The sequence below is a fragment of the Pseudomonas sp. TE36184 genome, assembly GCF_054060055.1.
On the sequence record NZ_JBSSCU010000001.1, the window covers coordinates 404,867 to 431,589 of the forward strand.

29 protein-coding genes are annotated in these 26,723 nt (G+C 62.5%); 12 read left to right on the top strand and 17 right to left on the bottom strand.

Annotated elements, in window-relative coordinates:
• Positions 1–30: 30 nt before the first annotated feature.
• Together ACVWZP_RS01890 and aat are read right to left on the bottom strand one after the other, a co-directional pair.
• Positions 31–738, bottom strand: coding sequence for an arginyltransferase (locus ACVWZP_RS01890; protein WP_017848045.1), 708 nt, complete (start codon positions 736–738; stop codon positions 31–33).
• 55 nt (positions 739–793) lie between these two features.
• On the bottom strand, positions 794–1,474 hold the full coding sequence (gene aat, locus ACVWZP_RS01895; protein WP_017848044.1) for a leucyl/phenylalanyl-tRNA--protein transferase: 681 nt from the start codon (positions 1,472–1,474) through the stop codon (positions 794–796).
• A 496-nt stretch (positions 1,475–1,970) separates the two neighbouring features.
• Here aat and ftsK point away from each other — a divergent pair, with 496 nt between their 5' ends.
• The 6 genes from ftsK to cysG are packed head-to-tail and all read left to right on the top strand — an operon-like array spanning position 1,971 to position 9,470.
• Positions 1,971–4,376, top strand: a complete 2,406-nt coding sequence (ftsK, locus tag ACVWZP_RS01900) for a DNA translocase FtsK (RefSeq protein ID WP_017848043.1) — start codon at positions 1,971–1,973, stop codon at positions 4,374–4,376.
• A 54-nt stretch (positions 4,377–4,430) separates the two neighbouring features.
• Positions 4,431–5,054, top strand: a complete 624-nt coding sequence (gene lolA / locus ACVWZP_RS01905) for an outer membrane lipoprotein chaperone LolA (protein WP_017848042.1) — start codon at positions 4,431–4,433, stop codon at positions 5,052–5,054.
• A 27-nt stretch (positions 5,055–5,081) separates the two neighbouring features.
• Positions 5,082–6,404: a replication-associated recombination protein A gene (locus ACVWZP_RS01910; protein WP_057004422.1), complete on the top strand. Its 1,323-nt coding sequence runs from the start codon at positions 5,082–5,084 to the stop codon at positions 6,402–6,404.
• On the top strand, positions 6,404–6,778 hold the full coding sequence (gene crcB, locus ACVWZP_RS01915) for a fluoride efflux transporter CrcB (RefSeq protein ID WP_017848040.1): 375 nt from the start codon (positions 6,404–6,406) through the stop codon (positions 6,776–6,778). Before ACVWZP_RS01910 ends, crcB begins: the two co-directional genes overlap by 1 nt.
• 16 nt (positions 6,779–6,794) lie before the next feature.
• Positions 6,795–8,075, top strand: coding sequence for a serine--tRNA ligase (gene serS, locus ACVWZP_RS01920; protein WP_017848039.1), 1,281 nt, complete (start codon positions 6,795–6,797; stop codon positions 8,073–8,075).
• Positions 8,076–9,470, top strand: coding sequence for a siroheme synthase CysG (gene cysG, locus ACVWZP_RS01925; protein WP_017848038.1), 1,395 nt, complete (start codon positions 8,076–8,078; stop codon positions 9,468–9,470).
• A gap of 106 nt (positions 9,471–9,576) precedes the next feature.
• Here cysG and ACVWZP_RS01930 read toward each other — a convergent pair whose 3' ends face one another.
• The 6 genes from ACVWZP_RS01930 to tusD form a co-directional block, all read right to left on the bottom strand.
• A complete protein-coding gene (locus tag ACVWZP_RS01930; protein ID WP_457369323.1) occupies positions 9,577–10,572 on the bottom strand; it encodes a glutathione S-transferase family protein in 996 nt (331 codons plus the stop codon).
• Positions 10,573–10,660: 88 nt separating this feature from the next.
• Positions 10,661–11,662, bottom strand: a complete 1,002-nt coding sequence (locus ACVWZP_RS01935) for a glycosyl transferase family protein (RefSeq protein ID WP_256822805.1) — start codon at positions 11,660–11,662, stop codon at positions 10,661–10,663.
• Positions 11,659–11,994: a TusE/DsrC/DsvC family sulfur relay protein gene (locus ACVWZP_RS01940; RefSeq protein ID WP_017848035.1), complete on the bottom strand. Its 336-nt coding sequence runs from the start codon at positions 11,992–11,994 to the stop codon at positions 11,659–11,661. Before ACVWZP_RS01940 ends, ACVWZP_RS01935 begins: the two co-directional genes overlap by 4 nt.
• A complete protein-coding gene (tusB, locus tag ACVWZP_RS01945) occupies positions 11,991–12,269 on the bottom strand; it encodes a sulfurtransferase complex subunit TusB (RefSeq protein WP_017848034.1) in 279 nt (92 codons plus the stop codon). The genes ACVWZP_RS01940 and tusB overlap by 4 nt, the downstream gene beginning before the upstream one ends.
• A complete protein-coding gene (gene tusC / locus ACVWZP_RS01950; RefSeq protein WP_017848033.1) occupies positions 12,269–12,619 on the bottom strand; it encodes a sulfurtransferase complex subunit TusC in 351 nt (116 codons plus the stop codon). Before tusC ends, tusB begins: the two co-directional genes overlap by 1 nt.
• A gap of 1 nt (position 12,620) precedes the next feature.
• Positions 12,621–13,013: a sulfurtransferase complex subunit TusD gene (gene tusD, locus ACVWZP_RS01955; RefSeq protein ID WP_079444185.1), complete on the bottom strand. Its 393-nt coding sequence runs from the start codon at positions 13,011–13,013 to the stop codon at positions 12,621–12,623.
• 158 nt (positions 13,014–13,171) lie between these two features.
• Between tusD and ACVWZP_RS01960 the strand changes: the two genes are divergently transcribed.
• A complete protein-coding gene (locus ACVWZP_RS01960) occupies positions 13,172–14,353 on the top strand; it encodes a CaiB/BaiF CoA transferase family protein (RefSeq protein ID WP_457369324.1) in 1,182 nt (393 codons plus the stop codon).
• 114 nt (positions 14,354–14,467) lie between these two features.
• On the opposite strand, the gene ACVWZP_RS01965 is transcribed toward ACVWZP_RS01960, so the two are convergent.
• Both ACVWZP_RS01965 and ACVWZP_RS01970 read right to left on the bottom strand, forming a co-directional pair.
• Positions 14,468–14,962, bottom strand: coding sequence for a SprT family zinc-dependent metalloprotease (locus ACVWZP_RS01965; RefSeq protein ID WP_026140162.1), 495 nt, complete (start codon positions 14,960–14,962; stop codon positions 14,468–14,470).
• Between the two features lie 129 nt (positions 14,963–15,091).
• A complete protein-coding gene (locus tag ACVWZP_RS01970) occupies positions 15,092–15,694 on the bottom strand; it encodes a Yip1 family protein (RefSeq protein WP_017848029.1) in 603 nt (200 codons plus the stop codon).
• Between the two features lie 303 nt (positions 15,695–15,997).
• Between ACVWZP_RS01970 and ttcA the strand changes: the two genes are divergently transcribed.
• The gene (gene ttcA, locus ACVWZP_RS01975; protein ID WP_017848028.1) at positions 15,998–16,822 is read left to right on the top strand and encodes a tRNA 2-thiocytidine(32) synthetase TtcA; all 825 of its coding nucleotides are present in this window, start codon (positions 15,998–16,000) and stop codon (positions 16,820–16,822) included.
• Positions 16,823–16,889: 67 nt separating this feature from the next.
• On the top strand, positions 16,890–17,561 hold the full coding sequence (locus ACVWZP_RS01980; RefSeq protein WP_017848027.1) for a DNA-3-methyladenine glycosylase I: 672 nt from the start codon (positions 16,890–16,892) through the stop codon (positions 17,559–17,561).
• 83 nt (positions 17,562–17,644) lie between these two features.
• Here ACVWZP_RS01980 and ACVWZP_RS01985 read toward each other — a convergent pair whose 3' ends face one another.
• Genes ACVWZP_RS01985 through arsC form a run of 3 tightly spaced genes read right to left on the bottom strand, consistent with a single transcriptional unit; the run spans position 17,645 to position 19,012 of the window.
• The gene (locus tag ACVWZP_RS01985; protein WP_261754079.1) at positions 17,645–18,064 is read right to left on the bottom strand and encodes a DUF2069 domain-containing protein; all 420 of its coding nucleotides are present in this window, start codon (positions 18,062–18,064) and stop codon (positions 17,645–17,647) included.
• Positions 18,048–18,662 carry an NAD(P)H:quinone oxidoreductase gene (gene wrbA / locus ACVWZP_RS01990; protein ID WP_017848025.1) on the bottom strand — a complete coding sequence of 205 codons (615 nt, stop codon included), beginning with the start codon at positions 18,660–18,662 and terminating at the stop codon, positions 18,048–18,050. The genes ACVWZP_RS01985 and wrbA overlap by 17 nt, the downstream gene beginning before the upstream one ends.
• A complete protein-coding gene (gene arsC / locus ACVWZP_RS01995; protein ID WP_046382919.1) occupies positions 18,659–19,012 on the bottom strand; it encodes an arsenate reductase (glutaredoxin) in 354 nt (117 codons plus the stop codon). Before arsC ends, wrbA begins: the two co-directional genes overlap by 4 nt.
• Before the next feature lie 115 nt (positions 19,013–19,127).
• Here arsC and ACVWZP_RS02000 point away from each other — a divergent pair, with 115 nt between their 5' ends.
• Positions 19,128–19,589: a TlpA disulfide reductase family protein gene (locus ACVWZP_RS02000; protein WP_017848023.1), complete on the top strand. Its 462-nt coding sequence runs from the start codon at positions 19,128–19,130 to the stop codon at positions 19,587–19,589.
• Positions 19,590–19,704: 115 nt separating this feature from the next.
• Here ACVWZP_RS02000 and ACVWZP_RS02005 read toward each other — a convergent pair whose 3' ends face one another.
• The 4 genes from ACVWZP_RS02005 to ACVWZP_RS02020 form a co-directional block, all read right to left on the bottom strand.
• Positions 19,705–20,109: an META domain-containing protein gene (locus ACVWZP_RS02005; RefSeq protein WP_057004414.1), complete on the bottom strand. Its 405-nt coding sequence runs from the start codon at positions 20,107–20,109 to the stop codon at positions 19,705–19,707.
• Complete coding sequence (locus ACVWZP_RS02010) at positions 20,106–20,546, bottom strand: hypothetical protein (RefSeq protein WP_017848021.1); 441 nt, start codon at positions 20,544–20,546, stop codon at positions 20,106–20,108. Before ACVWZP_RS02010 ends, ACVWZP_RS02005 begins: the two co-directional genes overlap by 4 nt.
• A gap of 71 nt (positions 20,547–20,617) precedes the next feature.
• On the bottom strand, positions 20,618–21,607 hold the full coding sequence (locus ACVWZP_RS02015) for a 2-hydroxyacid dehydrogenase (protein ID WP_017848020.1): 990 nt from the start codon (positions 21,605–21,607) through the stop codon (positions 20,618–20,620).
• A 72-nt stretch (positions 21,608–21,679) separates the two neighbouring features.
• Positions 21,680–24,433: a response regulator gene (locus ACVWZP_RS02020; protein ID WP_046382920.1), complete on the bottom strand. Its 2,754-nt coding sequence runs from the start codon at positions 24,431–24,433 to the stop codon at positions 21,680–21,682.
• A 204-nt stretch (positions 24,434–24,637) separates the two neighbouring features.
• Here ACVWZP_RS02020 and ACVWZP_RS02025 point away from each other — a divergent pair, with 204 nt between their 5' ends.
• Both ACVWZP_RS02025 and ACVWZP_RS02030 read left to right on the top strand, forming a co-directional pair.
• On the top strand, positions 24,638–25,366 hold the full coding sequence (locus ACVWZP_RS02025; RefSeq protein WP_457369325.1) for a response regulator transcription factor: 729 nt from the start codon (positions 24,638–24,640) through the stop codon (positions 25,364–25,366).
• Positions 25,353–26,723, top strand: a complete 1,371-nt coding sequence (locus ACVWZP_RS02030) for a histidine kinase sensor domain-containing protein (protein WP_457369326.1) — start codon at positions 25,353–25,355, stop codon at positions 26,721–26,723. The genes ACVWZP_RS02025 and ACVWZP_RS02030 overlap by 14 nt, the downstream gene beginning before the upstream one ends.

The window sequence follows — 26,723 nt, forward strand, 5'->3', positions numbered from 1 at the left end:
CCCGAAAAAGGGTGTTTAAGCCAAGAGGTTCTAGTTAAGCGTGACCCATCTTTGATTAATCAGCAGTTCAATCGGCCGATATTGGGTCTTGTAGTTCATCTTTTTGCAGTTTTTGATCCAGTATCCAAGGTACACCGCCTCCAGTTCCAGGCGCCGGGCTTCGCTGATTTGCCAGAGGATCGCGAAGCGTCCCAGGCTGCGCCGCTCTTCGTCGGGTTCATAGAAGGTGTACACCGCCGACAGGCCGTTGGGCAGCAAATCGGTCACGGCGACGGCCAGCAGGCGCCCGTCGAGTCGGAATTCGTAGAAGCGTGAAAAGGGCAGTTCACGCACCAGGAAGGTGGAAAACTGGTCGCGACTGGGTGGGAACATGTCGCCGTCGGCGTGGCGTTGTTCGATGTAGCGCTGGTAAAGATCGAAGTATTCTTCGCTGAACCTGGGGTTGGCCGCCGTGACCGTCAGGTCGGCGTTGCGCTTGAGGATGCGCTTCTGGTTGCGGTCCGGCACAAACTGCGCCACGGGAATACGTGCCGGCACGCAGGCATTGCAGTTTTGGCAGTGCGGTCGGTACAGGTGATCGCCGCTGCGCCGAAAGCCCATTTCCGAAAGGTCGGCATACACATGTACGTCCATCGGCTGGCTGGGGTCGAGGAACAGCGTAGTGGCCTGTTCGTCGGGCAGATAGCTGCAAGAGTGGGCTTGAGTGGCATAAAACTTCAAGCGCGCCAGCTCGGTCATGATCAACCCTCGGATAAGCTTTGAAATAAGTGTAAGCCAGGTGCGAGGAAGTCGCCTAGGAAACCCACGGTCCAGCGTTGGGTTGGTCCAGATAGTCGCGCAGGAAGCCGGCGAACTCGCTGCGCGGTATGGCGCGGGCGCCCAGGCTGTGCAGGTGATCGTTGGGCATCTGGCAGTCGATCAGCACAAAACCCCATGCCTGCAGCTGCCGGGTCAGCGTGGCAAAGCCGAACTTCGAGGCGTTATCGGCGCGGCTGAACATGGATTCGCCAAAAAACAGCCGGCCCATCGCCAGCCCATACAGGCCGCCCACCAGTTCGCCATTGTCCCAGACCTCGACCGAGTGCGCGTAACCCCGCGCGTGCAGCTCCTGGTAGGCGCTCTGGATGCCTTCGGTGATCCAGGTGCCATCTGCATAGGCGCGAGGCGCGGCGCAGGCCTGGATGACCGCAGCGAAGTCCTGGTCGAAGGTCACGCGATAGCGCTGCTGGCGCAATAATTTGCCCAGGCTGCGGGATACGTGCAGTTCGTCGGGGAAAATCACCGTGCGAGGGTCCGGCGACCACCAGAGAATCGGCTGGCCTTGCGAGAACCACGGAAAGCAGCCGTGGCGATAGGCCTGGATCAGCCGCTCGGCCGACAGGTCGCCACCGGCGGCGAGCAGGCCATTGGGTTCGCGCATGGCTTTGGCCAGCGGCGGGAAGGTCAGGGTGTCGCGTTGTAACCAGGTCAGCATGGCATCCAGGCTTACGGAAGGGGAGGGGAGTGGCAGGCGTCGGGCCTGCCCGGAGGGTTGATTATTGTCGACCCGGCGTCAGGGGGCCAGCCCGAATCGGGCATTGCTGTGGATTAGCGTGAGCGGGTGTTTCTGCAACTCTCTCGCAGAGACGTGGTCGTATTCGGGGCTGCCCCATGCAGGCCAATTGCCAAGCTTGCCTGGATTGCTAAAAACAGCGCATAAGCCTTTGTCAGCAAAGACAATGCATGCTCAAATTGAACAGTGTGTGACACTTGAATTGTCCAGGCTGCCGCGCAAGGGGCAAGGGCGTGGCATCGCGGACACAAACCCGTACAATGCGGGCATTCTGGCGTTATCGCCGTTTCACTCGTCAATCGCTCGGTGTTAAAGGTAGATTTAACGGCGTTCGTTTATTTTTCGGCTGCTCGGATTGGGCGGCAGTGTGCAGTCATTCAACAGATGGACGCGCTAAAGGCGCAGGAAAAGACCCGTTTTGAAGAAATCCACCGCGACACAAAAAACAGTCGTGCCGGCCTGGCGTCAGCACCTGCATTATCGGCTCAAGGAAGGTGCGCTGATCGCCATCGGCGCGCTGTGCCTGTTCCTGATGATGGCCTTGCTCACCTATGGCAAGGACGATCCGGGCTGGAGCCACAACAGCAAGATCGATGACGTGCAGAACTTCGGTGGCCCCGCCGGTTCCTACAGCGCCGATATCCTGTTCATGGTGCTGGGTTATTTCGCGTACATCTTCCCGTTGCTGCTGGCGATCAAGACCTGGCAGATCTTCCGCCAGCGTCATGAGCCGTGGCAGTGGAGTGGCTGGCTGTTTTCCTGGCGCCTGATCGGCCTGGTGTTCCTGGTGCTGTCCGGCGCGGCGCTGGCGCATATCCATTTCCATGCGCCGACCGGCCTGCCGGCGGGTGCTGGCGGCGCGCTGGGTGAGAGCCTCGGCGACCTGGCCCGCAAGACCCTGAATATCCAGGGCAGCACGCTGATGTTTATCGCGCTGTTCCTGTTCGGCCTCACCGTGTTCACCGACCTGTCGTGGTTCAAGGTGATGGACGTGACCGGCAAAATCACCCTCGACCTGCTGGAGCTGTTCCAGGGCGCCGCCAACCGCTGGTGGGCGGCCCGGGTGGAGCGCAAGCGCATGGTGGCCCAATTGCGCGAGGTGGACACCCGCGTCAACGAGGTCGTGGCCCCGAGCACGCCGGACCGGCGTGAACAGGCCAAGGTCAAGGAACGCCTGATCGAACGCGAACAAGCCCTGAGCAAGCACATGTCGGAGCGCGAGAAACAGGTGCCGCCGGTGATTGCCCCGGCACCGCCCAAGGCTCCCGAGCCGAGCCATCGCGTGCAGAAAGAAAAACAGGCGCCGTTGTTTGTCGACAGCGCGGTCGAAGGCACGCTGCCGCCGATCTCGATTCTCGACCCGGCCGAGAAGAAACAACTCAACTATTCCCCGGAGTCCCTGGCGGCCGTCGGCCATCTGCTGGAAATCAAACTCAAGGAATTCGGCGTCGAAGTCTCGGTGGACTCGATCCACCCCGGCCCGGTGATTACCCGTTACGAAATCCAGCCAGCGGCCGGGGTCAAGGTCAGCCGGATCTCCAACCTGGCCAAAGACCTCGCCCGCTCCCTGGCCGTGACCAGCGTGCGCGTGGTGGAAGTGATCCCTGGCAAAACCACCGTGGGCATCGAGATTCCCAACGAAGATCGCCAGATCGTGCGCTTCTCCGAGGTGCTGTCGACCCCGGAATACGACAACTTCAAATCGCCGGTCACCCTGGCCCTGGGTCATGACATCGGCGGCAAGCCGGTAATCACCGACCTGGCGAAAATGCCTCACCTGCTGGTGGCCGGTACCACCGGTTCGGGTAAGTCGGTGGGGGTCAACGCGATGATCCTGTCGATCCTGTTCAAGTCCGGCCCGGAAGACGCCAAGCTGATCATGATCGACCCGAAGATGCTCGAATTGTCGATCTACGAAGGCATTCCGCACTTGCTCTGCCCGGTGGTCACCGACATGAAGGACGCCGCCAACGCCCTGCGCTGGAGCGTTGCCGAGATGGAGCGGCGCTACAAGCTGATGGCGAAGATGGGCGTGCGCAACCTGTCGGGCTTCAATGCCAAGGTCAAGGAAGCCCAGGACGCCGGCACGCCGCTGACCGACCCGCTGTACAAGCGCGAAAGCATCCACGACGAAGCGCCATTGCTGACCAAGTTGCCGACCATCGTCGTGGTGGTCGACGAATTTGCCGACATGATGATGATCGTCGGCAAGAAGGTTGAAGAGTTGATCGCACGTATCGCACAGAAGGCGCGTGCTGCCGGTATCCACTTGATCCTCGCGACCCAGCGGCCGTCGGTGGATGTGATCACCGGCCTGATCAAGGCCAACATCCCGACGCGCATGGCGTTCCAGGTGTCGAGCAAGATCGACTCGCGGACCATCATCGACCAGGGCGGCGCCGAACAATTGCTGGGCCACGGTGACATGCTCTACATGCCGCCGGGCACCAGCCTGCCGATTCGCGTGCATGGTGCGTTCGTTTCCGACGATGAAGTGCATCGCGTGGTGGAAGCCTGGAAACTGCGCGGTGCGCCGGAATACAACGACGACATCCTCGCCGGTGTTGAAGAAGCCGGCAGCGGCTTCGACGGCGGCAGCAGCGGTGGCGACGATGATGCCGAAACCGACGCGCTGTACGACGAAGCGGTGGCCTTCGTGTTGGAAAGCCGTCGCGCCTCGATCTCCGCCGTGCAGCGCAAGCTGAAAATCGGCTACAACCGCGCCGCCCGCATGATCGAAGCCATGGAAAATGCCGGCGTCGTCACCGCAATGAACACCAACGGCTCGCGCGAAGTCATCGCCCCCGGGCAGATGCGCGACTGATCACGCGCCGCGTGGCAGCACGCGGCGCGCCCTAACGACTCAATGAGGACTCCCATGCGTCTTATCCGCATGCTGTTGTTGCCGGCACTGGCCCTGACTGCTGTTTCGGCTCACGCTGATCCGGCCTCCGTCGCCAGCCTGACCAACCTGCTGGACAAATCCAAGACCCTGACCGCGCGCTTCTCCCAGCTGACCCTGGATGCCGGCGGCACCCAGTTGCAGGAAACCGCCGGTGAAATGGCCGTGCAGCGCCCTGGGCTGTTTTACTGGCACACGGAAGGGAAGGCCGAGCAGACCATCGTTTCCGATGGCCAGAAAGTCACGCTGTGGGACCCGGACCTGGAACAGGCGACCATCAAAAAGCTCGATCCGCGCTTGAACCAGACCCCGGCGCTGTTGCTGTCGGGCGATGTGTCGAAGATCAACGACAGCTTCGAGATCACCTCCAAGCAAACCAGCAACGTGATCGAATTCACCCTCAAGCCGAAATCCAAGGACACGCTGTTCGACAGCCTGCACCTTTCGTTCGGTAACGGCGTGATCAATAACATGCGCCTGATCGACAGCGTCGGCCAGCGCACCGATATCCTGTTCACCGGGGTCAAGGCCAACGTGCCGGTGCCCGCGTCCACGTTCAAGTTCGACATCCCCAAGGGTGCCGACGTGATCCAGGAATAACCTGCCTAGAGGTTTCAAACGCTGCCCATGGACCTGTTTCGAAGTGACCCGATCGCTCAACCCCTGGCCGCACGCTTGCGTTCGACCAACCTGGATGAGTACGTCGGTCAGGAACACCTGCTCGCTCGCGGCAAGCCTTTGCGCGAAGCCCTGGAGCAGGGAGCGCTGCACTCGATGATTTTCTGGGGGCCGCCGGGGGTGGGTAAAACCACGCTGGCGCGGCTGTTGGCGAAAGTCTCGGATGCCCACTTCGAAACGGTTTCGGCGGTGCTGGCCGGGGTCAAGGAGATCCGCCAGGCGGTGGAAGTGGCCAAGCAGCAGGCCGGGCAATACGGCAAGCGCACCATCTTGTTCGTCGACGAAGTGCATCGCTTCAACAAGTCGCAGCAGGACGCGTTCTTGCCGTATGTCGAAGACGGCACGCTGATTTTTATCGGTGCGACCACCGAGAACCCGTCCTTCGAATTGAACAACGCCTTGCTCTCGCGGGCGCGGGTGTATGTGCTCAAGAGCCTGGATGAAGCGGCGATGCAAAAGCTGCTGCAGCGCGCCTTGAGCGAAGACAAGGGCTTGGGCAAGCGCCAGTTGAGCCTCAGCGAAGAAGGCTTCAAGATCCTGTTCAGCGCCGCCGACGGCGATGGGCGGCGCTTTCTGAACCTGCTGGAGAACGCCTCCGACCTGGCCGAGGACGGCAGCGAGATTGGCGTCGAACTCCTGCAAAGCCTGCTCGGCGACACGCGCCGGCGTTTCGACAAGGGTGGCGAAGCGTTCTACGATCAGATTTCGGCGCTGCACAAATCGGTGCGCGGCTCCAACCCCGACGGCGCGTTGTACTGGTTCGCGCGCATGATCGACGGTGGCTGCGACCCGCTCTACCTCGCGCGCCGCGTGGTGCGTATGGCCAGCGAAGACATCGGCAACGCCGACCCGCGCGCCTTGAGCCTGTGCCTTGCGGCGTGGGAAGTGCAGGAGCGCCTGGGCAGCCCCGAAGGCGAGCTGGCGGTGGCCCAGGCCATTACCTACCTGGCCTGCGCGCCGAAAAGCAACGCGGTGTACATGGGCTTCAAATCGGCACTGCGCGCTGCGGCCGAACATGGCTCCCTCGAAGTGCCGCTGCACCTGCGCAATGCGCCGACCAAATTGATGAAACAACTGGGTTACGGCGATGAATACCGCTACGCCCACGATGAGCCGGACGCCTATGCCGCCGGCGAAGATTACTTCCCCGACGCGCTCGAGCCGCAGCCGTTCTACCAGCCAGTGCCCCGTGGCCTGGAGCTGAAGATCGGTGAAAAGCTCAATCACCTCGCTCAACTCGACCGTCTCAGCCCCAAACAGCGGAGAAAGTAGTGCTCAAGACGATTCTTGCCGTGTCCGTTGCCGGCATCGCTGGTACATTATTGCGTTTCGCCACTGGTAATTGGGTTAACGCCAACTGGCCGAGGCATTTTTATACGGCGACCCTGGCGGTCAACCTGGTCGGCTGCCTGATCATCGGGCTGTTGTACGGTTGGTTCCTGTTGCGCCCGGAAGTGCCGATTGAAATTCGTGCCGGCTTGATTGTCGGCTTTGTAGGCGGTCTGACGACCTTTTCATCCTTTTCACTGGATACGGTGCGCCTGCTGGAAAGCGGGCAGGCCCTGGTCGCCTTCGGGTACCTGGGCATCAGCGTGTTCGGCGGGCTGCTCGCCACCTGGGCCGGCCTGTCCTTGACCAAACTTTGATAAACGAGAGACCGACATGCTCGATTCCAAACTGTTACGTAGCAACCTTCAGGACGTAGCGGACCGCCTGGCATCCCGTGGCTTTGCCTTGGATGTTGCGCGCATCGAAGCGCTGGAAGAACAGCGCAAGACCGTCCAGACCCGCACCGAAGCACTGCAGGCTGAGCGTAATGCGCGTTCCAAGTCCATCGGGCAGGCCAAGCAGCGCGGTGAAGACATCGCGCCGTTGATGGCGGATGTCGAGCGCATGGGCACCGAGCTGTCCGACGGCAAACTCGAACTGGACAAGATCCAGGGCGAGCTGGATTCGATCCTGCTGGGCATTCCGAACTTGCCGCACGAGTCGGTGCCGGTCGGTGCGGACGAAGACGGCAACGTCGAAGTGCGCCGCTGGGGCACGCCAAAGGCCTTTGATTTCGCGATCAAGGACCACGTCGCCCTGGGCGAACTGAACGGCGGCCTGGATTTCGAAACCGCCGCCAAGCTGTCCGGTGCGCGCTTTGCCTTGCTGCGCGGCCCGATTGCCCGCCTGCATCGCGCCCTGGCGCAGTTCATGATCAACCTGCACACCGGCGAGCACGGCTACGAAGAGGCCTACACCCCGTATCTGGTTCAGGCGCCGGCCCTGCAGGGCACCGGCCAGTTGCCGAAGTTCGAGGAAGACCTGTTCAAGATCAGCCGCGATGGCGAAGCCGACCTGTACCTGATCCCGACTGCCGAAGTGTCGCTGACCAACATCGTCGCCGGCGAGATCCTCGACGCCAAGCACCTGCCGCTCAAGCTCGTCGCCCACACGCCGTGCTTTCGCAGTGAAGCCGGTGCATCGGGGCGCGACACCCGCGGCATGATCCGCCAGCACCAGTTCGACAAAGTCGAGATGGTGCAGGTTGTCGAGCCGTCGACCTCCATGGAAGCCCTCGAAGGCCTGACCGCCAACGCCGAACGCGTGCTGCAACTGTTGGAACTGCCGTACCGCGTGCTGGCGCTGTGTACCGGCGACATGGGGTTCAGCGCCGTGAAGACCTACGACCTCGAAGTGTGGGTGCCGAGCCAGGATAAATACCGCGAGATCTCGTCGTGCTCCAACTGCGGTGATTTCCAGGCCCGTCGCATGCAGGCGCGTTTCCGCAACCCGGAAACCGGCAAGCCGGAACTGGTGCATACCCTCAACGGTTCGGGCCTGGCCGTAGGCCGTACCCTGGTGGCCGTGCTCGAAAACTACCAGCAGGCCGACGGTTCGATCCGTGTGCCGGATGTGCTCAAGCCGTACATGGCGGGCATCGAGGTCATCGGCTAAATGGAATTTCTGCCGCTGTTTCATAACCTGCGCGGCAGTCGTGTGTTGGTCGTCGGTGGCGGGGAGATTGCCTTGCGCAAGTCCCGCCTGCTGGCCGACGCCGGCGCGCTGCTGCGGGTGGTTGCTCCCCAGATCGAAGACCAGTTGCGTGAACTGGTGCTGGGCAGTGGCGGGGAACTGATCGTGCGCGGTTATCAGGAGGCCGACCTTGACGGTTGCACCCTGATCATCGCCGCAACGGACGACGAACCACTGAACGCGCAAGTGTCCAGTGATGCCAAGCGCCGTTGCGTACCGGTCAACGTGGTGGATGCGCCAGCCCTGTGCAGCGTGATCTTCCCGGCGATTGTCGACCGTTCGCCCTTGGTGATCGCGGTGTCCAGCGGCGGCGATGCGCCGGTGTTGGCGCGCTTGATCCGGGCCAAGCTGGAAACCTGGATTCCGTCCACGTATGGCCAGTTGGCCGGGCTGGCGGCGCGCTTTCGGGCCCAGGTCAAGCGTTTATACCCGGACGTGCAGCAGCGCCGCGCGTTCTGGGAAGAAGTCTTCCAGGGCCCGATTGCCGACCGGCAACTGGCAGGGCAGGGCGATGAAGCCGAGCGTTTGCTGATCGAAAAGGTCAACGGTGCGCCGCCTTATGCGCCGGGCGAAGTCTACCTGGTGGGCGCCGGTCCCGGCGATCCGGACCTGTTGACCTTCCGCGCCTTGCGTTTGATGCAGCAAGCCGATGTGGTGCTCTACGACCGTCTGGTGGCCCCAGCGATTCTTGAGCTCTGCCGTCGTGATGCCGAGCGCGTCTACGTGGGCAAGCGTCGCGCCGATCACGCCGTGCCCCAGGATCAGATCAACCAGCAATTGGTCGACCTGGCCAAGCAAGGCAAGCGCGTGCTGCGCCTCAAGGGCGGCGATCCGTTCATCTTCGGCCGTGGCGGCGAAGAGATCGAAGAACTGGCGGCCCATGGCATTCCGTTCCAGGTGGTGCCGGGGATCACGGCGGCCAGCGGCTGCGCGGCGTATGCCGGGATTCCGTTGACCCACCGTGACTATGCGCAATCGGTACGCTTTATCACCGGGCACCTGAAGAACGGCACCTCGGACCTGCCTTGGGGTGATCTGGTGGGCCCGTCGCAGACCCTGGTGTTCTACATGGGCTTGATCGGTTTGCCGATCATCTGCGAACAGCTGATCAAGCATGGACGTTCGGCGGACACGCCAGCGGCGTTGATCCAGCAGGGCACCACGTCCAACCAGCGCGTGTTCACCGGCACCCTGGCCGACCTGCCGCGCCTGGTGGCGGAGCATGAAGTGCATGCGCCGACGCTGGTGATCGTGGGTGAAGTGGTGGTGCTGCGCGAGAAGCTCAAATGGTTTGAAGGCGCCCAGGCCCAGGTCTGAGCCTGAATGCATCAGGGGCAAGCCCCCTCCCACATTTTGGAATGCCTTCCAATGTGGGAGGGGGCTTGCCCCCGATGAGGCCATTAGATCCAACCCATCCTCTGGATCAGCGCCAGACGCCCTTAGCGCTCAACCGCACGCGATCATGCTCGGCATCAAACACCTGCAACGGCCCCTTGGGCACAATCCCCGTCGGATTGATGGTGCGGTGGCTGGCATAGTAATGCCCCTTGATGTGCGCAAAGTCCACCGTCTCGGCCACTCCCGGCCATTGATAGATTTCCCGCAACCAATTCGACAGATTCGGATAATCCGCAATCCGCCGCAGGTTGCATTTGAAGTGGCTGTAATACACCGCATCAAATCGAATCAGCGTGGTAAACAGCCGTACATCCGCCTCGGTCAGGTACTCACCGGCCAGGTAGCGATGCTCGCCCAGGTGCTGTTCCAAGTGGCCCAGTTCGGCAAACACATCATCGAACGCACGTTCATAGGCCTGCTGCGAGGTGGCGAAGCCTGCGCGGTACACGCCGTTGTTCACGGCGGGGTAGATGCGCTCGTTCAGCGCATCGATGCGCGGGCGCAGAGCCTCGGGGTAGAAGTCCAGGGTGTTGCCGGTCAGCCCGTTGAACGCGCTGTTGAACATGCGGATGATCTCCGCTGATTCATTGCTGACGATGCGCTTGAGTTGTTTGTCCCACAGCACCGGCACCGTGACGCGCCCGGTGTAATCGGCCGTGTCGGCGGTGTAGCGCTGGTGCATGAACGCGAAGCCATCCAGCGAGTCGCCGCTGGAGCCGCGGGCCTTGTCGAAGGTCCAGCCGTTTTCCAGCATCAGCCAGCTGACCACGGACACGTCGATCAGACCTTCCAGCCCCTTGAGTTTGCGCAGGATCAGCGTGCGATGGGCCCACGGGCAGGCGAGCGACACATACAGGTGGTAACGACCGGCTTCGGCCTTGAAGCCACCTTCGCCGCTGGGGCCGGGCTGGCCGTCAGCGGTCACCCAGTGGCGGCGTTGTGCCTGTTCCCGCTGGAACGCGCCATCCGCGCTACTTTCGTACCACTGGTCGTGCCAGCGTCCTTCAATCAGCAAACCCATGACTGGCTCCTTGGCTAATAAGCGTTGGAGTCCAGTCTAAAGGGATGAGTTCGAACTAAAAGCGCAAAGATTGCGGGGGAATGATCGATTAAATCGATTTATCCCGTGCGTCCCAGTATTGCTGGGCCAATTCGAACGCTTGCTCCTGCGGATGACCGAGGCCGCGCAAGGCCAGGGCCATGGTGGCGATCAAGGCGAGTTGCGGGTAGCTGTCCTCGACCTCGCCGCGCCACAGCGCTTTCAACTGTTCGGGCTCCAGGCTGGCCGGTTTGACATGGCGCTGGGCGGCGAGGGCGGGCCATTCTTCGTCCCAGCTTTCGCCACCGGTACTGCCGTAGAGGTGGCTGATCGTGTCGGGGTTGATCTCGATTTCGCCGCCATCGCCCTTGACCACAATCACCGTGTCGCCGAGCAGGCCGCTGGCATCGCGGTGTACGCCCTGGTAGCCGGGATGGAAGATGCTTTGCAGGCCGCAGCGTGCATTCAGCGGGTTGAGCAGGCGTGCCAGGGAGTGGATCGGCGAGCGCAGGCCCAGGGTGTTGCGCAGGTCGATCATGCGTTGCAGTTGCGGGGCCCAGTCGCCCAGCGGAATAAATGCCAGGTTGCCGTGCTCGAAGGCTGTCTCGACCTGCTGCCAATTGCGGCACAGCGGGATCTGTAGACCTTCCAGCAATTGCTCGGTGTACAGCCGGCCGGCCGTGTGGGCGCCGCCGCCATGCATGAGGATGCGTACACCGTTCTGCGCCAGGCACTTGGCGGCCAGCAGGAACCACGGCAGGTGGCGCTTTTTGCCGGCATAGGTCGGCCAGTCGATATCCACCTTCAGCGCCGGGGCGTGCAGGCGCTCGCGCACCGCTTCGGTGAAACCGGCGAGTTCTTCCGGGCTTTCCTCTTTGTGGCGCAGCAGCATGAGGAAGGCGCCGAGCTGGGTGTCTTCGACTTTTTCGTCAAGCAGCATGCCCATGGCTTCGCGGGCTTCTTCGCGGGTCAGGTTGCGCGCACCGCGCTTGCCTTTGCCCAGGATACGCACGAACGGCGCAAACGGGTGCTCGGCAGGGGTTTCGAGGGTCAGCGGAGCAAAGTCGGTCATAAGCAATTCGTCGGTCTGGGCAGGCCGGCCAGCTTGGCGGCGAGTTTGGCGGGAGTGCCGTTGAACAGTTTGTTGAGGTGCAGGCTGTTGCCCTTGTCCGCGCCCAGCTTCAAGGCGGTGTACTTGATCAGCGGGCGTGTGGCGGGGGACAGCTGGAACTCTTGATAAAACTGGCGCAGCAGCTCGAGGATTTCCCAATGCGCCGGGGTCAGCTCGAGGGCTTCGGCGGCGGCGAGGGCGTTGGCCACGTCGGCCGACCACTCGTTCAGGTCGACGAGGTAGCCGTCTTTGTCCAGTTCGAGGGTGCGCGCGCCCACGGTCAGGGTGTTCATAGCCAGGTGTTGACCTTGTCGTAGTCGATCGACAGCTGCACGAAACCTGGGTAATCCACGCAGTCGGCCCAGTCGGGCAGCGGCAGGTTGCGCGCCAGGCTGTCTTCGGCCAGCACAAAGACCTTCACGCCTTTGGTCAGCAGCGCCGGGTGACGCAGCCCGTAGGCGCCGTCGCCACAGAGCAGGATCGCATCGTCGCTGCCACAGACGCGCAGGCAGCTGTCGAGGCGGCTATCGGTAAACGGGGAGTGGGACACCACATGTAAAGTCGACATCAGAGGGTTATCACCTGGTCGTAACGGTCAATCAACTGGGAAATCTGTTCGTCGTTCAGCGGCTGTGCATTGACCGGGTGCGTCAGCCCGCGCGCAGCCAGGCTGTGGCCGCAGGCAAACACCTCGTCGATACCGAACAGCCCCAGTGCCTGCAGGTTGGCGCCGAGGTCTTTTTGCTGCACGGCCTTGGCGTCCTGGTGCGGCGCCAGTTGGAACACGCCGTCATCCAGGAACAACAGGCCGATGGGCAGATCGAACGCGCCGCCGGCCAATACGATATCCAGGGCTTCCCGCGCGCTCGGCCCGGACCACGGTGCCTGGCGGCTGATGACCAGCAAGGATTTGGACATGTCACGGCCCTCCAAAACAGATCAGGCGGTCGGCGGCCTGGGTCGCGTCGTGCAATTGCCCTAGGCCCGACAGCTCCCATGGCGCCTCCAGGTTCACCGCGCTGCGTTGGTAACGCGTGGCTTCTTCGCTGTCGAGCACGCCACGACGCAGGGCGGCGGCGATGCACACCACGGCGTCCAACTGATGCGCGCTGACAAACTCACGCCATTGGCGAGCGATGTCTTGCTCATCCTGTGGCGCAACGATGGTGTTGGAGGCACTGTAGACGCCGTCCTGATAAAAAAACAGGCGCACAATCTCGTGCCCGCCGGCCAGCGCCGCCTGGGCGAACAGCAAGGCGCGACGCGAGGAGGGCGCATGGGCGGCGGAAAACAGTGCTATCGCAAATTTCATGGAACCCCCTGCAAGCAAACGTGGGCCAATGATAAGGCCGCCGCCGGGAAAAAGCCCGCCGTGATCAAAACGGTCACTGCCGATGATCGTTCTGACGATTGCCGTCGGCGCTGAAGGCTGACTACGCTGTCGCCAGTCGAATCGGAAACGGAGTCTCCATGTCAGGTCCCTTGGCGTCCCTCAAAGTACTGGATTTTTCCACCTTGCTGCCCGGCCCGTTTGCGTCGCTGATGCTGGCGGACATGGGCGCCGAGGTGCTGCGCATCGAATCGCCCACGCGCATGGACCTGCTGCGCGTGCTGCCGCCCCACGATCAGGGCACCTCGGCCAGCCATGCTTACCTCAATCGCAATAAGCGCAGCCTCGCCCTGGATCTGAAGCAGGCCGAGGCGCTGGAGATTGTGCGCGAGCTGGTCAAGGGCTACGACATCGTGCTCGAACAGTTTCGCCCCGGGGTGATGGAGCGCCTGGGCCTGGGGTATGCGGCGTTGAAGGCGATCAACCCGCGGCTGATTTACGTGTCGATCACCGGTTACGGTCAGACCGGCCCCTACAAGGACCGCGCTGGACACGATATCAACTACCTGGCGTTGGCTGGAGTGGCCAGCCATACCGGGCGGCGGGACAGCGGGCCGCTGCCGTTGGGCGTGCAATTGGCGGATGTCGCCGGTGGCTCGCTGCACGCGGTGGTAGGCCTGCTCGCGGCGGTGATTGCGCGGCAACAGAGCGGCGTTGGCCAATACCTGGATGTGAGCATGACCGACTGCTCGTTCAGCTTGAATGCCATGGCCGGCGCTGGCTACCTGGCCTGTGGCGTGGAGCCGGGGTGGGAGACCCATGTGCTCAATGGCGGCAGTTTCTACGATTATTACCGTTCCCGCGATGGGCGCTGGATGTCGGTCGGCAGTCTGGAGCCGGCATTCATGCAGCAATTGTGCGCCGCGTTGGGGCGACCGGAACTGGCGGCACAAGGTTTGTCGCCCGAGCCTGAGCAGCAAAAGGCGCTCAAGCAGGCGCTGCAGGTTGAGTTTGAGAAGCGCAGCTTCGAGGAGTTGTGCGAGTTGTTTGCCGGGGTCGATGCGTGCGTCGAACCGGTGCTGAGCCTGAGCGAAGCCGTGGAGCATCCGCAGTTGAAGGCGCGGGAACTGGTCACCCAGGTGCCGCGGCCCGACGGCTCGACCCAGGCGCAGATGGCTTGCCCGCTGAAGTTCTCCGAAGGGTTGCCAGCCCCCCGGCATATCGGGGCGGCGGTGGGCGCGCACAGTGATGAAGTGCTGATGGAGTTGGGCTTGAGCTCACAGTGCATCAGCGCGTTGCGTGCTGCCAAGGTGATTGTGTAGTGACTGGGCGGGCCTCATCGGGGGCAAGCCCCCTCCCACAATTAGCTCTGTGAACAGGGTCAAAATGTGGGAGGGGGCTTGCCCCCGATGAGGCCCTCACACACACCGCATATTTCACTCAACGCGAGTTTCCCCGGTAAACACCAACGTCTGCCGACAGCGCCTGCACAGATAACGCCGCCCCTGCCTCACCAACCCATGGCGCTGTGACGAAAACGGGAAGTCGCTGTCGGCACACGGGCAGCGGTAGATATAGCGGGTCACCTGGCGGCGCTTGATCTCATAGGTGTGGCAACGGTCTGGCGGCAGTTCATACACGCCGCGCATGATCAGTTGCCATTCCTCGCCATGGGGCTGGATGCGCTCGCCAAACAATTGGTGGGCGATCAGGTGCGCCACTTCATGGGCCACGGTCTGTTTCAGGAAGTGTTGGCTGTTTTCTCGGTACAACTGTGGGTTGAAGCGCAGCAGGTTTTCGTGCAAATGCGCTACACCGGCTTTCTGGCCCCGCAACTTGAGGCTGACCTGGGGGCGTTTGAAGCTTCGTTTGAAAAAGGATTCGGCTAGCAGGAAACAATCTTCGACGCGGGTATTGAGTTGCTCGGGCATGCTGTACATCTCTCCAGAGGTGGCCAGTATGCCGCAAAGGCGGGTGTTTCCGAATCGGTCAGGCGCCGAATGGTCATGCATGACGCACAAAGCCACCTTGCGGTGGCCTTGCCTGCTGGGTGAAACCGCTTAGTTGGTATAGATCGGGCCAACGCCCAGGCCCCAGACGATCACGGTGAACGCCATGATTGCCACCAGCACGACCAGGCCCACGGCCAGCACCGAGCTGGAAAACAGAAAGCCTTCGTCCGGATCGATGCTCATGAACGTCGGCAACCCCACATACAGCAGGTACACCGTGTAACAGATCGCTGCCGTGCCGACGACCATCCCCAGCCACATGTGCGGGTAGAGCGCCGCCAGCCCGCCGATGAACAACGGTGTCGCGGTGTAGGTGGCAAAGGCGACACAACGCGCCATGCTGGGGCTGGCGTCGTAGGTGCGCGCCATCCAGTGAATGAAGGCGCCCATGATCGCTACGCCGCCGAGCATCGCCAGGTACGACATGACGGTCATCCACAAGGCGCTTTCCTGGGTCAGCATGACCGGGGAACGACTGCCGATGACCCAGCCGACCTGGGTGGTGCCGATAAAAGCTGATACGGCGGGGATCGCCGCGAGAATCAAGGTGTGAGTGAGGTACATGTGGCTGACGCTTTCTTCTTTATCGCCACGAATTTCCCGCCATTCCTGGTCGGGATGGGTAAAAAGCCCCACGACGTGATGGATCATGCCAGTCACTCCTGTCGTTATTACCATCGCCCCCCATCGGAGCGCCCACGGGCCAGATGGCCTGAAAGGTCTGGATAGTTATGTGCGACCTCAAGTCGCAGTATAGGAAGTGATGACCGGAAAAACCGTAGGGCTTTAGAGCAAATTGCGCTGTAAACAGTGGGCTTAATCGCGGCGCGGTCTGTCGTTGGCAATGCACTCAAGTGGGGGAGGAGGTTTGCTCCCTCCCACATTGGAACTTGGTCAACCTTACCGGTAAAATACCGCGCTTTTCGTCACACACCTCTAGCGGATCCAAGCGCCATGGGCACTCTTACGGTCAACCAGAACAAACTGCAAAAACGCCTGCGTCGCCTGGCCGGTGAAGCGGTCGCCGATTTCAACATGATCGAGGACGGCGACAAGGTCATGGTCTGCCTCTCCGGCGGCAAAGACAGCTACACCATGCTCGACGTGCTGCTGCACCTGCAAAAGGTTGCGCCGATCAAGTTCGAGATCGTTGCCGTCAACATGGACCAGAAACAACCGGGCTTCCCCGAAGACGTGCTGCCGGCCTACCTCAAGACACTGGGCATCGAGTACCACATCGTCGAAAAAGACACTTATTCGGTGGTCAAGGAACTGATCCCGGAGGGCAAGACCACCTGCTCGCTGTGTTCGCGCCTGCGCCGTGGCACGCTCTACACGTTTGCCGATGAGATCGGTGCGACCAAGATGGCCCTGGGGCATCACCGCGACGATATCGTCGAGACATTCTTCCTCAACATGTTCTTCAACGGCTCCCTCAAGGCCATGCCGCCCAAGCTGCGCGCCGATGATGGACGCAACGTGGTGATTCGCCCGCTGGCGTATTGCAACGAGAAGGACATCCAGGCCTACTCCGACTTCAAGCAATTCCCGATCATCCCGTGCAACCTGTGCGGCTCCCAGGAAAACCTGCAGCGCCAGGTGGTCAAGGAGATGCTCCAGGACTGGGAACGCAAGACCCCAGGGCGTACCGAGAGTATCTTCCGCAGCTTGCAGAACGTGATCCCGTCGCAGTTGGCCGACCGTAACCTGTTCGACTTCACCAGCCTGCGTATCGACGAGAACGCCGCTTCGCGCTTCGTCAACGTGGTGAACCTCTGACGTTTCTCAACGCTCTGAACGACGGCGCTCACAGGCGCCGTTTTCATTTCAATCCCCAGGAGAGGGCATGCGCGATTACAAGTGGCTGCACGAATATTGTCTGAACCGCTTCGGTTCGGCGGCCGAACTGGAAGCCCGTCTGCCTGTGCCCAAGACGCCGGCGCAATTACGCCAGATCAGTGATGATCGCTACCTGTCGACCCTGGCGCTGCGGGTTTTCCGCGCCGGGCTCAAGCACAGCGTGGTGGATGCCAAATGGCCTGCATTCGAGCAGGTGTTCTTTGGCTTCGACCCGGAAAAGGTCGTGCTGATGGGCGCCGAGCACCTGGAGCGCTTGATGCAGGACACGCGCATCATCCGCCACCTGGGCAAGCTCAAGAGCGTGCCACGCAACGCGCAGATGATCCTGGATATCGCTCAGGAGAAGGGTAGTTTCGGCGCGTTTATCGCCGACTGGCCGGTGACCGATATCGTCGGTTTATGGAAATACCTGAGTAAGCACGGCCACCAGTTGGGCGGGCTGTCGGCGCCGCGCTTCCTGCGCATGGTGGGCAAGGATACGTTCGTGCCGAGCGATGACGTGGTCGCGGCCCTGCACGCGCAGAAGATCGTCGACAAGGCCCCCACCAGCCTGCGCGACCTGGCGACGGTGCAGGGGGCGTTCAACCAGTGGCATGCCGAGAGCGGGCGGCCGATGTGTCAGTTGTCGATGATGCTGGCGTATACGGTCAATCATTGAGACCGAGGTGATGCCATCGTGGGCAAGCCCACTCCCACAGGAAACTGCATTTCAACTGTGGGCTTGTCCGCGATGATGGCGGGTCAGGCCGGCTGACCCTCGCCGGCCAAGCGCCTATCCAACTGGAACCGCCAGCGCACATACAGCAACGCCGTACAGAACAGCGCCAGGCTCGCCAGCATTTCCAGCACGCCGAACCACTGGCGGTTCGGGTCATACGCCGCCAGTGCGCCCTTGATGAAATACAGGTTCACCACAAAGCACATCCACGAATGCCCGCGTGCGCTGCCGATCAGTATCCCCGGCGCCAGCACCAGCAGCGGCACCAGTTCGATCAGCAGGATCACCCACGGCCGTGCGCCGTGCAGGTCGGCGATGAACAGGTAATACACGCAGAGCAGACCCACCAGGCCGAAAAACGCCAGCAGGCTCAGCACGCGTGCGACTTTGACCCGCGGCTCCAGCCACGCCTGGGGTGGCAGGATCTTAGGTTTTTTGGCCACGGCCGTTCTCCAGCAACGCAGCGGTTTTCGCCAGGCGCAGGCCGAGGGCCTTGCACAGGGCGATTTCATGTTGATCCAGCAGGCGCTTGCCGTCGGGGCCAGCATGGTGGCTGGCGCCATAAGGCGTACCGCCACCCTGGGTGTCGAGCAGCGCTTGTTCGCTGTAGGGCAGGCCGGTGATCAGCATGCCGTGGTGCAGCAGCGGCAGCAGCATCGACATCAGCGTGGTCTCCTGGCCGCCGTGCAGGCTGGCGGTGGAGGTGAACACCCCGGCCGGTTTGCCGACCAGGGCGCCGGTCAGCCACAGGTTACTGGTGCCGTCGATAAAGTACTTCAACGGCGCCGCCATATTGCCGAAGCGGGTCGGGCTGCCCAGGGCCAGGCCTGAACAGTTCTTCAGATCATCCAGGCTGGCATACAGCGCGCCTTCGGCCGGAATGCTCGGCGCTACGGCTTCGCACTCGCTGGAGATCGCCGGTACGGTGCGCAGGCGCGCTTCCATCCCGCCTTGTTCGATGCCTCGGGCAATGTGCCGGGCCATTTCGCTGACCGAGCCGTTGCGGCTGTAATACAACACCAGCACATACGGCGTACTCACGGCAGGATCTCCAGCACGCTCTCCGGTGGGCGGCCGATGATGGCTTTGTCGGGGGTTTCGAGGATCGGACGTTCCATCAACTTGGGGTGCTCGGCGATGGCGGCGATCAACTGTGTTTCGCTGAGCGTCGCGTCTGCCAGGTTGAGGGTTTTGTATTCCTCTTCGCCGGTGCGCAGCAATTGGCGCGCGCTGATCCCCAGTTTTGCCAGCAGGGCCTTCAGTTGCGCGGCATTCAGCGGAGTTTCCAGGTAGCGCACCACCGTCGGCGCGAGGCCGCGTGCTTCCAGCAGTTCGAGCGCTCCGCGGGATTTCGAGCAGCGCGGGTTGTGATAAAGCGTCAGATCGGTCATGTGCGGGTCGCATCTTGCGTAAGGTGGCGGGTATTCTACCTGCGCTGCGCCCGGTCCTTAAACCGTAAGAGGCGATCCGTCGCAGCCAACGTTCATTTTTGCGAAGGATTACCCCATGACAAGGCGACTGATCGGTGCATTGGCGATCATCACAACCCTGCTGCTCAGCGGCTGCGGTAATGACTACGGCGTTGACCAATATGGCCAGAAAGTGGCGGCCGAACGCCTGGACAAGCAATGGCTGGTGGTCAACTACTGGGCGGAATGGTGTGGCCCGTGCCGCACGGAGATCCCGGAGCTCAATGCCTTGGCTGAACAGCTCAAAGGGCAGAACGTCGGCGTGTTCGGGGTCAATTTCGACAATGTGCAGGGCGCGGAACTGAAGGAAGCCAGTGACAAGCTGGGCATCAAGTTCACCGTGCTGGCGCAGAACCCGGACGGGATCTTTGATATTCCACGCAGCGAAGCGTTGCCGGTGACTTACATCATCGACGACAAGGGCAAGGTGCGTGAGCAGTTGATGGGCGAACAGACGGCGCAAGGCGTGCTGGCCAAGCTCAAGGCCCTGCGCGGTTGAACATGTGGGAGGGGGCTTGCTCCCGATAGCGGTGTGTCAGCCAGCATATTCGGTACTGACATAGCGCAATCGGGAGCAAGCCCCCTCCCACAGTTAGATCCCATTGAGCCTGCTATCAGCCTTCTTCCAGCCACAGGCGGATAGGCTTGCCTTCGGCCGGCCAGAAGCGGGTCTGCTCGATCGGCGAGATGTCCCAGCGCTCAACGCCTTGCAGGGCCTGGAAGAAGCGGTGTTCCTGCTCCATCAGGGCGTCGCCGCAGAGTTTGCGCGTACTGCCGATCTTGCCGAAGCTGAGTTTGTCGCCCTCCACGGTGTACGGTGCAAACCAGTGGTTGCACCCGCCGTTGCCGTAGGCGCGCCCATCGGCGCCCAGAGTGACACTCAGGTGCGCGTAATCCATCAGCGGCCGCTCACCGATCCATTCCACCACGTAGCTGTGATCCCGCTCGAGCTTTGCCGCATCACCGGCGCAGCCCATCAGGCCGGCACCGACGGCGGCCAGCAGAAGCAGGCCTTTCATTGCGCGGCCTTCTGGCATTTCGGGCAGCGGTGCTTGGCGCCTTCGCTGGCCCAACCCAACTCGGCAATGCGCGCATTGGCGGCCGGTTGCAGCGGTTCCTTGGTCAGCTTGGTCTCCACCGCGAATTCAAACTCCAGCACGGCCTCGCAGCTGTCGCAGTTGACCTTCCAGGTGTGAATCTCCAGCTCGCCGAACTTCGGCCCTTGGGCCATGGCGACCCACTGACCCGCCGGGCGGATGGAGTAGCGCGCGTCGCCTTCGACGGTGAGGCGCATCGACAGGGTTTTACTGCCGCGCAGGGTGACGATCAGTACGTCGCCATGCTTGATCGAACCACCGTTGCCGGTGACCTGATAGCGGCCCGGCACCAGGGCGCGGCATTCGATCAGGGTGTGTTGCGGGCTCAGCAAGCTGAAGCGGAAATCGTGTTCGGCCATGGTTCCTCCAAATAGGCGCGGCATCCTAGCACGCGCGCCTGCGGATCATGCGCCTGGTATGTGACCGCTGATCATCCGTCGACACGATTCTGCGCCCGGCCATCGGCCCAGGCCGCAATGTTGGCCAGGGTGGTCTCGGCGATCGCCGCCAGGGCTTCGCGGGTGAGAAATGCCTGGTGCGCGGTGATGATCACATTGGGGAACGTCAGCAGGCGCGCGAGCACGTCGTCCTGCAGGGGCAGGTCGGAGCGGTCCTCGAAAAACAGCTGGGCTTCTTCTTCATACACATCCAGCCCCAGGTAGCCGAGTTGGCCGTCCTTGAGCGCTTCGATCAGCGCGGGGGTGTCCACCAGGCCGCCGCGCCCGGTGTTGATCAGCATCGCGCCGGGCTGCATCTGCGCCAGGGAGCGGGCGTTGATCAGGTGCTTGCTGTCGGTGGTGAGCGGGCAGTGCAGGCTGATGATCTGTGCTTCGGCCAGCAGCTCGGGCAGGCTCACATAGCGCGCACCGAGCGCTTGGACCAGCGGGTTGGGGAACGGGTCGTAGGCCAGCAGGTGGCAGCCGAAACCGGCCATGATCTTGGCGAAGGTGGCGCCGATCTGCCCGGTGCCGACCACGCCGACGGTCTTGCCGACAAGGTCGAAGCCGGTCAGGCCATGCAGGCTGAAATCGCCCTCGCGGGTGCGGTTGTAGGCACGGTGCAGGCGCCGGTTCAGGGCGAGAATCAGTGCCACGGCGTGTTCGGCGACGGCATGCGGCGAATAGGCGGGCACACGCACGATGGTCAGGCCCAGGCGCTTGGCGGCGGCGAGGTCGACATGGTTGTAACCGGCCGAGCGCAGCGCGATCAAGCGGGTGCCGCCCGTCGCCAGATGCTCGAGCACGGGCGCGCTGAGGTCATCGTTGATAAACGCGCAAACCACTTCGTGGCGTTCGGCCAGGGCCACGGTGTCGAGGGTGAGCCGGGCGGGCTGGAATTGCAGTTCCAGGCCGGGCGGCAGCGGCACGCCGAGAAAACTGTCGCGGTCGTAGGTCTGGCTGCTGAAAAGAATGACGCGCATGAAATAGCTCCCTGCAATGTACGTTTTGGTAACGCGGACCCTGTGAGCGCGGGCCCGGCGTTGTAAAAAATCTCAGGCGCTGACCCGCGCTTCACTGGCCAACCGGGCAATGGCCATGTCCAGCTCGTCCAGCGCGGCCATGGCCTTGGCGTCGTCCTGCTTGAGCAGGGTTTCGGCGCGTTGGCAGGCGGCGCGCAGTTGCGGTACGCCGCAGTAGCGGGTGGCGCCATGCAGGCGATGGACGCGTTCGATCAAGGCATGGTTGTCATTGGCCTCCCGGGCGAGGGTAATGGCCAGGCGGTCGGCTTCGAGGGAGGCGAGCAACATGGCGAGCATGTCCGCCGCCAGGTCCGCCTTGCCCGCGGCCAGCCGCAGTCCTTCCTCGTGGTCCAGCACCAGCAATCGCACGCCTGGGCCGAGGCCTTCGGTCGGGCGCTCCGGCCCTTGGTTGCGCAGGGCCAGGCCGGTCCATTTCAGCACCACCTGGGCCAATTGCCGTTCGCTGATGGGTTTGGTCAGGTAGTCGTCCATGCCGCTTTGCAGCAGCGCACGCTTTTCGTTGGCCATGGCGTGGGCGGTGAGGGCCACCACCGGCAGCGGTGTGCCGTGGCGCTCGCTTTCCCACTGGCGAATCGCCTCGGTGCTTTGACGCCCGTCCATGCCGGGCATCTGCACGTCCATCAGCACCAGGTCGAAGGTTTCCTGCTGGACGGCATTGATGGCCGCATAGCCGCTTTCCACGGCCTGGACCTTGGCCCCCATGTCTTCCAGCAGGGTTTGCACCAGCAACAGGTTCGCCGGGTTGTCATCCACGCAGAGCACCCGCGGCGCGCGGCTGGACAACGGTTCACCCGGTTCGCAGCGCGTGGGGCGCGGGCTGATCAGGTCGGTCAGGGCGCGGCGCAGCTTGCGCGTACACGCGGGCTTGGCCTGCAACTGGCTGTTGGGGTTGGGCACCGACGGGCTGAACAGCATTTGCTCGGTGGTCGGGCACAGCACCAGCACCTTGCAGCCCAGGTGTTCGAGGTCCCACAGATGCTGGTTGAGGCGCTCGGGCGGGAGGTCATTGGCGGTGACGCCGAGTACCGCCAGGTCGATCGCCTGTTCGGTCTGATGCGCGCCGGTGATGCCGTTGGTCAGGCTTTCCAGGGTATTGAACGGCGTGACATCCAGGCCACAGTCTTCGAGCTGGTGTTGCAAGGCCTGGCGCGCCAGTTCGTGGTTTTCCAGCACGGCCACGCGGCGACCGAGCAGCGGCGCGCAGGGCAGGTCTTCGACGTCGTCGCGGGTCTTGGGCAGGTTCAGGCTGATCCAGAATTCCGAGCCTTCGCCCGGTGTGCTGTCGACGCCGATTTCGCCGCCCATCTGCTCGATCAAGCGCTTGGAAATCACCAGGCCCAGGCCGGTGCCGCCCGGTTGGCGCGACAGCGAGTTGTCGGCCTGGCTGAACGCCTGGAACAGCGCGCGCACGTCCTGGTTGGACAGGCCGATGCCGGTGTCCTGCACGCTGATGCGCAGTTGCACACTGTCTTCTTGTTCATCCTCGATCATCGCCCGGGCCACGATGGTGCCTTCGCGGGTGAACTTGATCGCATTGCTGATCAGGTTGGTCAGGATCTGCTTGAGGCGCAGCGGGTCACCCACCAATGCCAGCGGTGTGTCGCGGTACACCAGGCTCACCAGTTCCAGCTGTTTGGCATGGGCGGCGGGGGCGAGGATGGTCAGGGTGTCTTGCAGCAGGTCACGCAGGTTGAAGGGCACGCTGTCGAGTACCAGCTTGCCGGCTTCGATTTTCGAGAAATCGAGGATCTCGTTGATGATGCCCAGCAGGTTATCGGCGGACTTTTCGATGGTGCCCAGGTAATCCAGCTGACGCGGTGTCAGCTCGCTTTTTTGCAGCAGATGGGTGAAACCGAGGATGCCGTTGAGCGGGGTGCGGATCTCGTGGCTCATATTCGCCAGGAACTCCGACTTGATGCGACTGGCCTCCAGGGCTTCCTTGCGCGCCAGGTCCAGCTCGATGTTCTGGATCTCGATGGTTTCCAGGTTCTGGCGCACGTCTTCGGTGGCCTGGTCGATGCTGTGCTGCAGTTCTTCCCGGGCGTTCTGCAGGGTCTCGGCCATGCGGTTGATGCCTGAGGCAAGTTGATCCAGCTCCTGGCTGCCCAGCGCCGGCAAGCGGGTTTCCAGGTTGCCGTCCTTGAGTTGGGCCACGGCTTGCTTGATCTGGCCGATCGGCGAATTGATGGTGCGGCTGATGCGCAGGGCCAAGGTTGCCGTGCAGATCAGGCCGATGGCGATCAGCAGCAGGCTGGCGAACAGGCTGCGATAACCGCGCAGCAACATGCCGTTGTGGGACAGTTCCACCTCGACCCAGCCAAGCAAGCGGTCGGATTCATCGGGAATCAGCTCGCCGGCAAGGTTGCGATGACGGCCAAACACCGGCAGCAGATAGCGCGTGGCGTCGTTACCGGTGCGCTGCAACAGGTGCGAGCTGTTACCCACCGGCGGCTGGTTGAGCATGGTCGGGCCGGCGTGGGCCATCGACGAGCGGTCCGGCGCAAGGAAGGAAACGGCGCGCACGTCCTGTTGTTCCAGGGATTGGGTGGCGATGCGTTCGAGCAGGTCGGCGTTCTTGCTGCTCAGCGCCGGAGCCACCAGTGGGGCCAACTGCTCGGCGATCATTTCGCCACGTTGCAGCAACTGGGATTGCAACTCCGAGAGCTGCATCCAGGTGAAATAGCCGCCCAACAACAAGGCCATCAGACTGGTCGGTAATAAGGTCAGCAACAGTACGCGGCCTTTTATCCCCATTCTTCTAAGCACGCCACTCTCCTGCTACCACGTTGTGATCGATCGCCCGTGCAGGCATCCGGCCCGCACCCCTGCGCAGTGTAGCCATTTGCGCGGCGTGGAATCTTGCAAATTAATGACAGCAGGCAATCTTCGGGCCATTTGGCGCGACGTGGCGATTGCCTGGCGCGGGGGAATCTTGAATAATCAGTGATTGAGAATGACTTGCAGGCGCTAATGAATCCCGTGGAAGTTGGTCTACCCAGTATCCTGACCATCGAAGATGACCCCGTGCTGGGCGCCTATGTCCACGAGCATCTGGGGCGCTGTGGCTTTCAGGTCACGTGGTGTCGGAACGGCCAGCAAGGCCTGCAGATGGCCCGCGAGCACGTCTTCGACGTGGTGTTGATGGATATTCTGCTGCCGGGGCTGGACGGGCTGTCGATCCTCACGCATCTGCGCCAGAGCCATGCGGTCCCGGTGATCCTGGTGTCGGCCCTGGGCGCCGAAGCCGATCGCGTGAACGGCTTTCGCCTGGGTGCGGACGACTACCTGCCCAAGCCGTTCAGCATGATCGAGTTGCGCGTGCGTATTGAAGCCATCCTGCGCCGGGTGGCCCTGGATCGCCGTCCGCCGCTGAGTTTGCCGCCCGCGCGCGACGACGCCCGGAGCCTGCGCTTTGATGATGAACTGTCCGACATCTTCTACCAGCAGCAGTGGGCCGGGCTGACCCGCAGCGAGTACCGCCTGCTGCAGACCTTGCACAACAACGGCGAGGAAGTGCTGAGCAAAGCCTTCCTTTATCAGCACGTGCTGCAGCGCGGTTATGCGCCCCATGACCGCAGCCTCGATATGCATATCAGCCAGATTCGCCGCAAACTCAAGAGCATCGGCTATAGCGAGCGTGAAGTGCGTACCGTCTGGGGTAAGGGCTATGTGTTGAGCGGTCACGATGACGGCCTTTGAGGGGAGCTTGAAACGTCTGCCGGGCAGGCACTCGTTGTTCTGGAAGTTGGCCTGCCTGCTGATTGCCTTCTGCTTGTTGATGATCTGGCTCAGTTGGTCCTGGGGCCGGTACATGGAGCAGCAGAACGCTTATCTGTCCGACACCTCCCGCGAGATTCTCAGCGGTTATGCGGCGGGAGCGGAGTTGGCCTGGAGTACCCAGGGCGCTGACGGTGTGGACGCCTGGTTGCAACTGATGGCTGCGCGTGAGCGCACCTGGATCGGCGTGATCGGCAACGACCTGCAATCCCTCGCCAGCACGCCGTTGACCGACAAGGAAAGCCAGCGCCTGACTTTTCTGCGCGGCCTGGACTGGCCGGTCAGCCGCCACGCCAAAGGCCTGCCATGGTTGAAAATCCCGTTTCCCCTGGACCCCAGTGTCGGCTCGCTGGTGATCGAGTTGCCCCAGCGCTTTATGCCGGGGCGCTACCAACTGTTCTGGCGGGTGGTGACCAATGGCGTGATTCCCGGTCTGTTTACCCTGTTGTTGTGCATCGGCCTGTACCGGCTGCTGATCATGCCGCTCAATCAATTGCGCGAGCAGGCCAACGCCTGGCGTGCCGATCAATTGAACACGCGGCTATCCCACGATGCCACCAGCCGCCAGGATGAATTGGGCGAGCTGGGGCGGGCGTTTGACCATATGTCCGAGCGGTTGCAGGGCACGGTGGTATTGCAGCAACAGCTGTTGCGGGACATGTCCCATGAACTGCGCACCCCCCTCAGCCGTTTGCGCGTGGCCTGTGACAGCGAGCAGGATCTGGCGCAACTGCGTGAACGGCTGGGGCGGGAGATCGACGTCATGCAGCGCCTGGTCGAGGACAGCCTGCAATTGGCCTGGTTGGACACCGAGCGGACGCCGCTGCCTGTCGAAGACATTCAGGTTCAGGCGTTGTGGGACATGCTCAAGGACAACGCCTGTTTCGAAAGCGATTGGCCAGCCTCGCGGCTGCCATGCCGGCTGGGGCCGGATTGTTGGGTACGCGGCAATCTGAACGCCCTGGCCCAGGCGCTGGAAAATATCCTGCGCAACGCCATACGGCATTCACCTGCGGGCGGTGTCGTCAGCCTCGATGGGCGCCGTGATGGCGCATATTGGCACCTATGGCTGGAGGATCAGGGCGGGGGTATTGATGAACGCGATCTGGAACGGATCTTCGCGCCGTTCATCCGCCTGGACGGCTCACGGCCTGGCGACGGTGGCTTCGGGCTGGGGTTGAGCATCGCGCGCAATGCGGTGCAACGTCAGGACGGCAGCTTGTGGGCGGAGAATACCGGCCAGGGCTTGCGTGTGCATCTGCGTTTGTGCGCAGCCTAG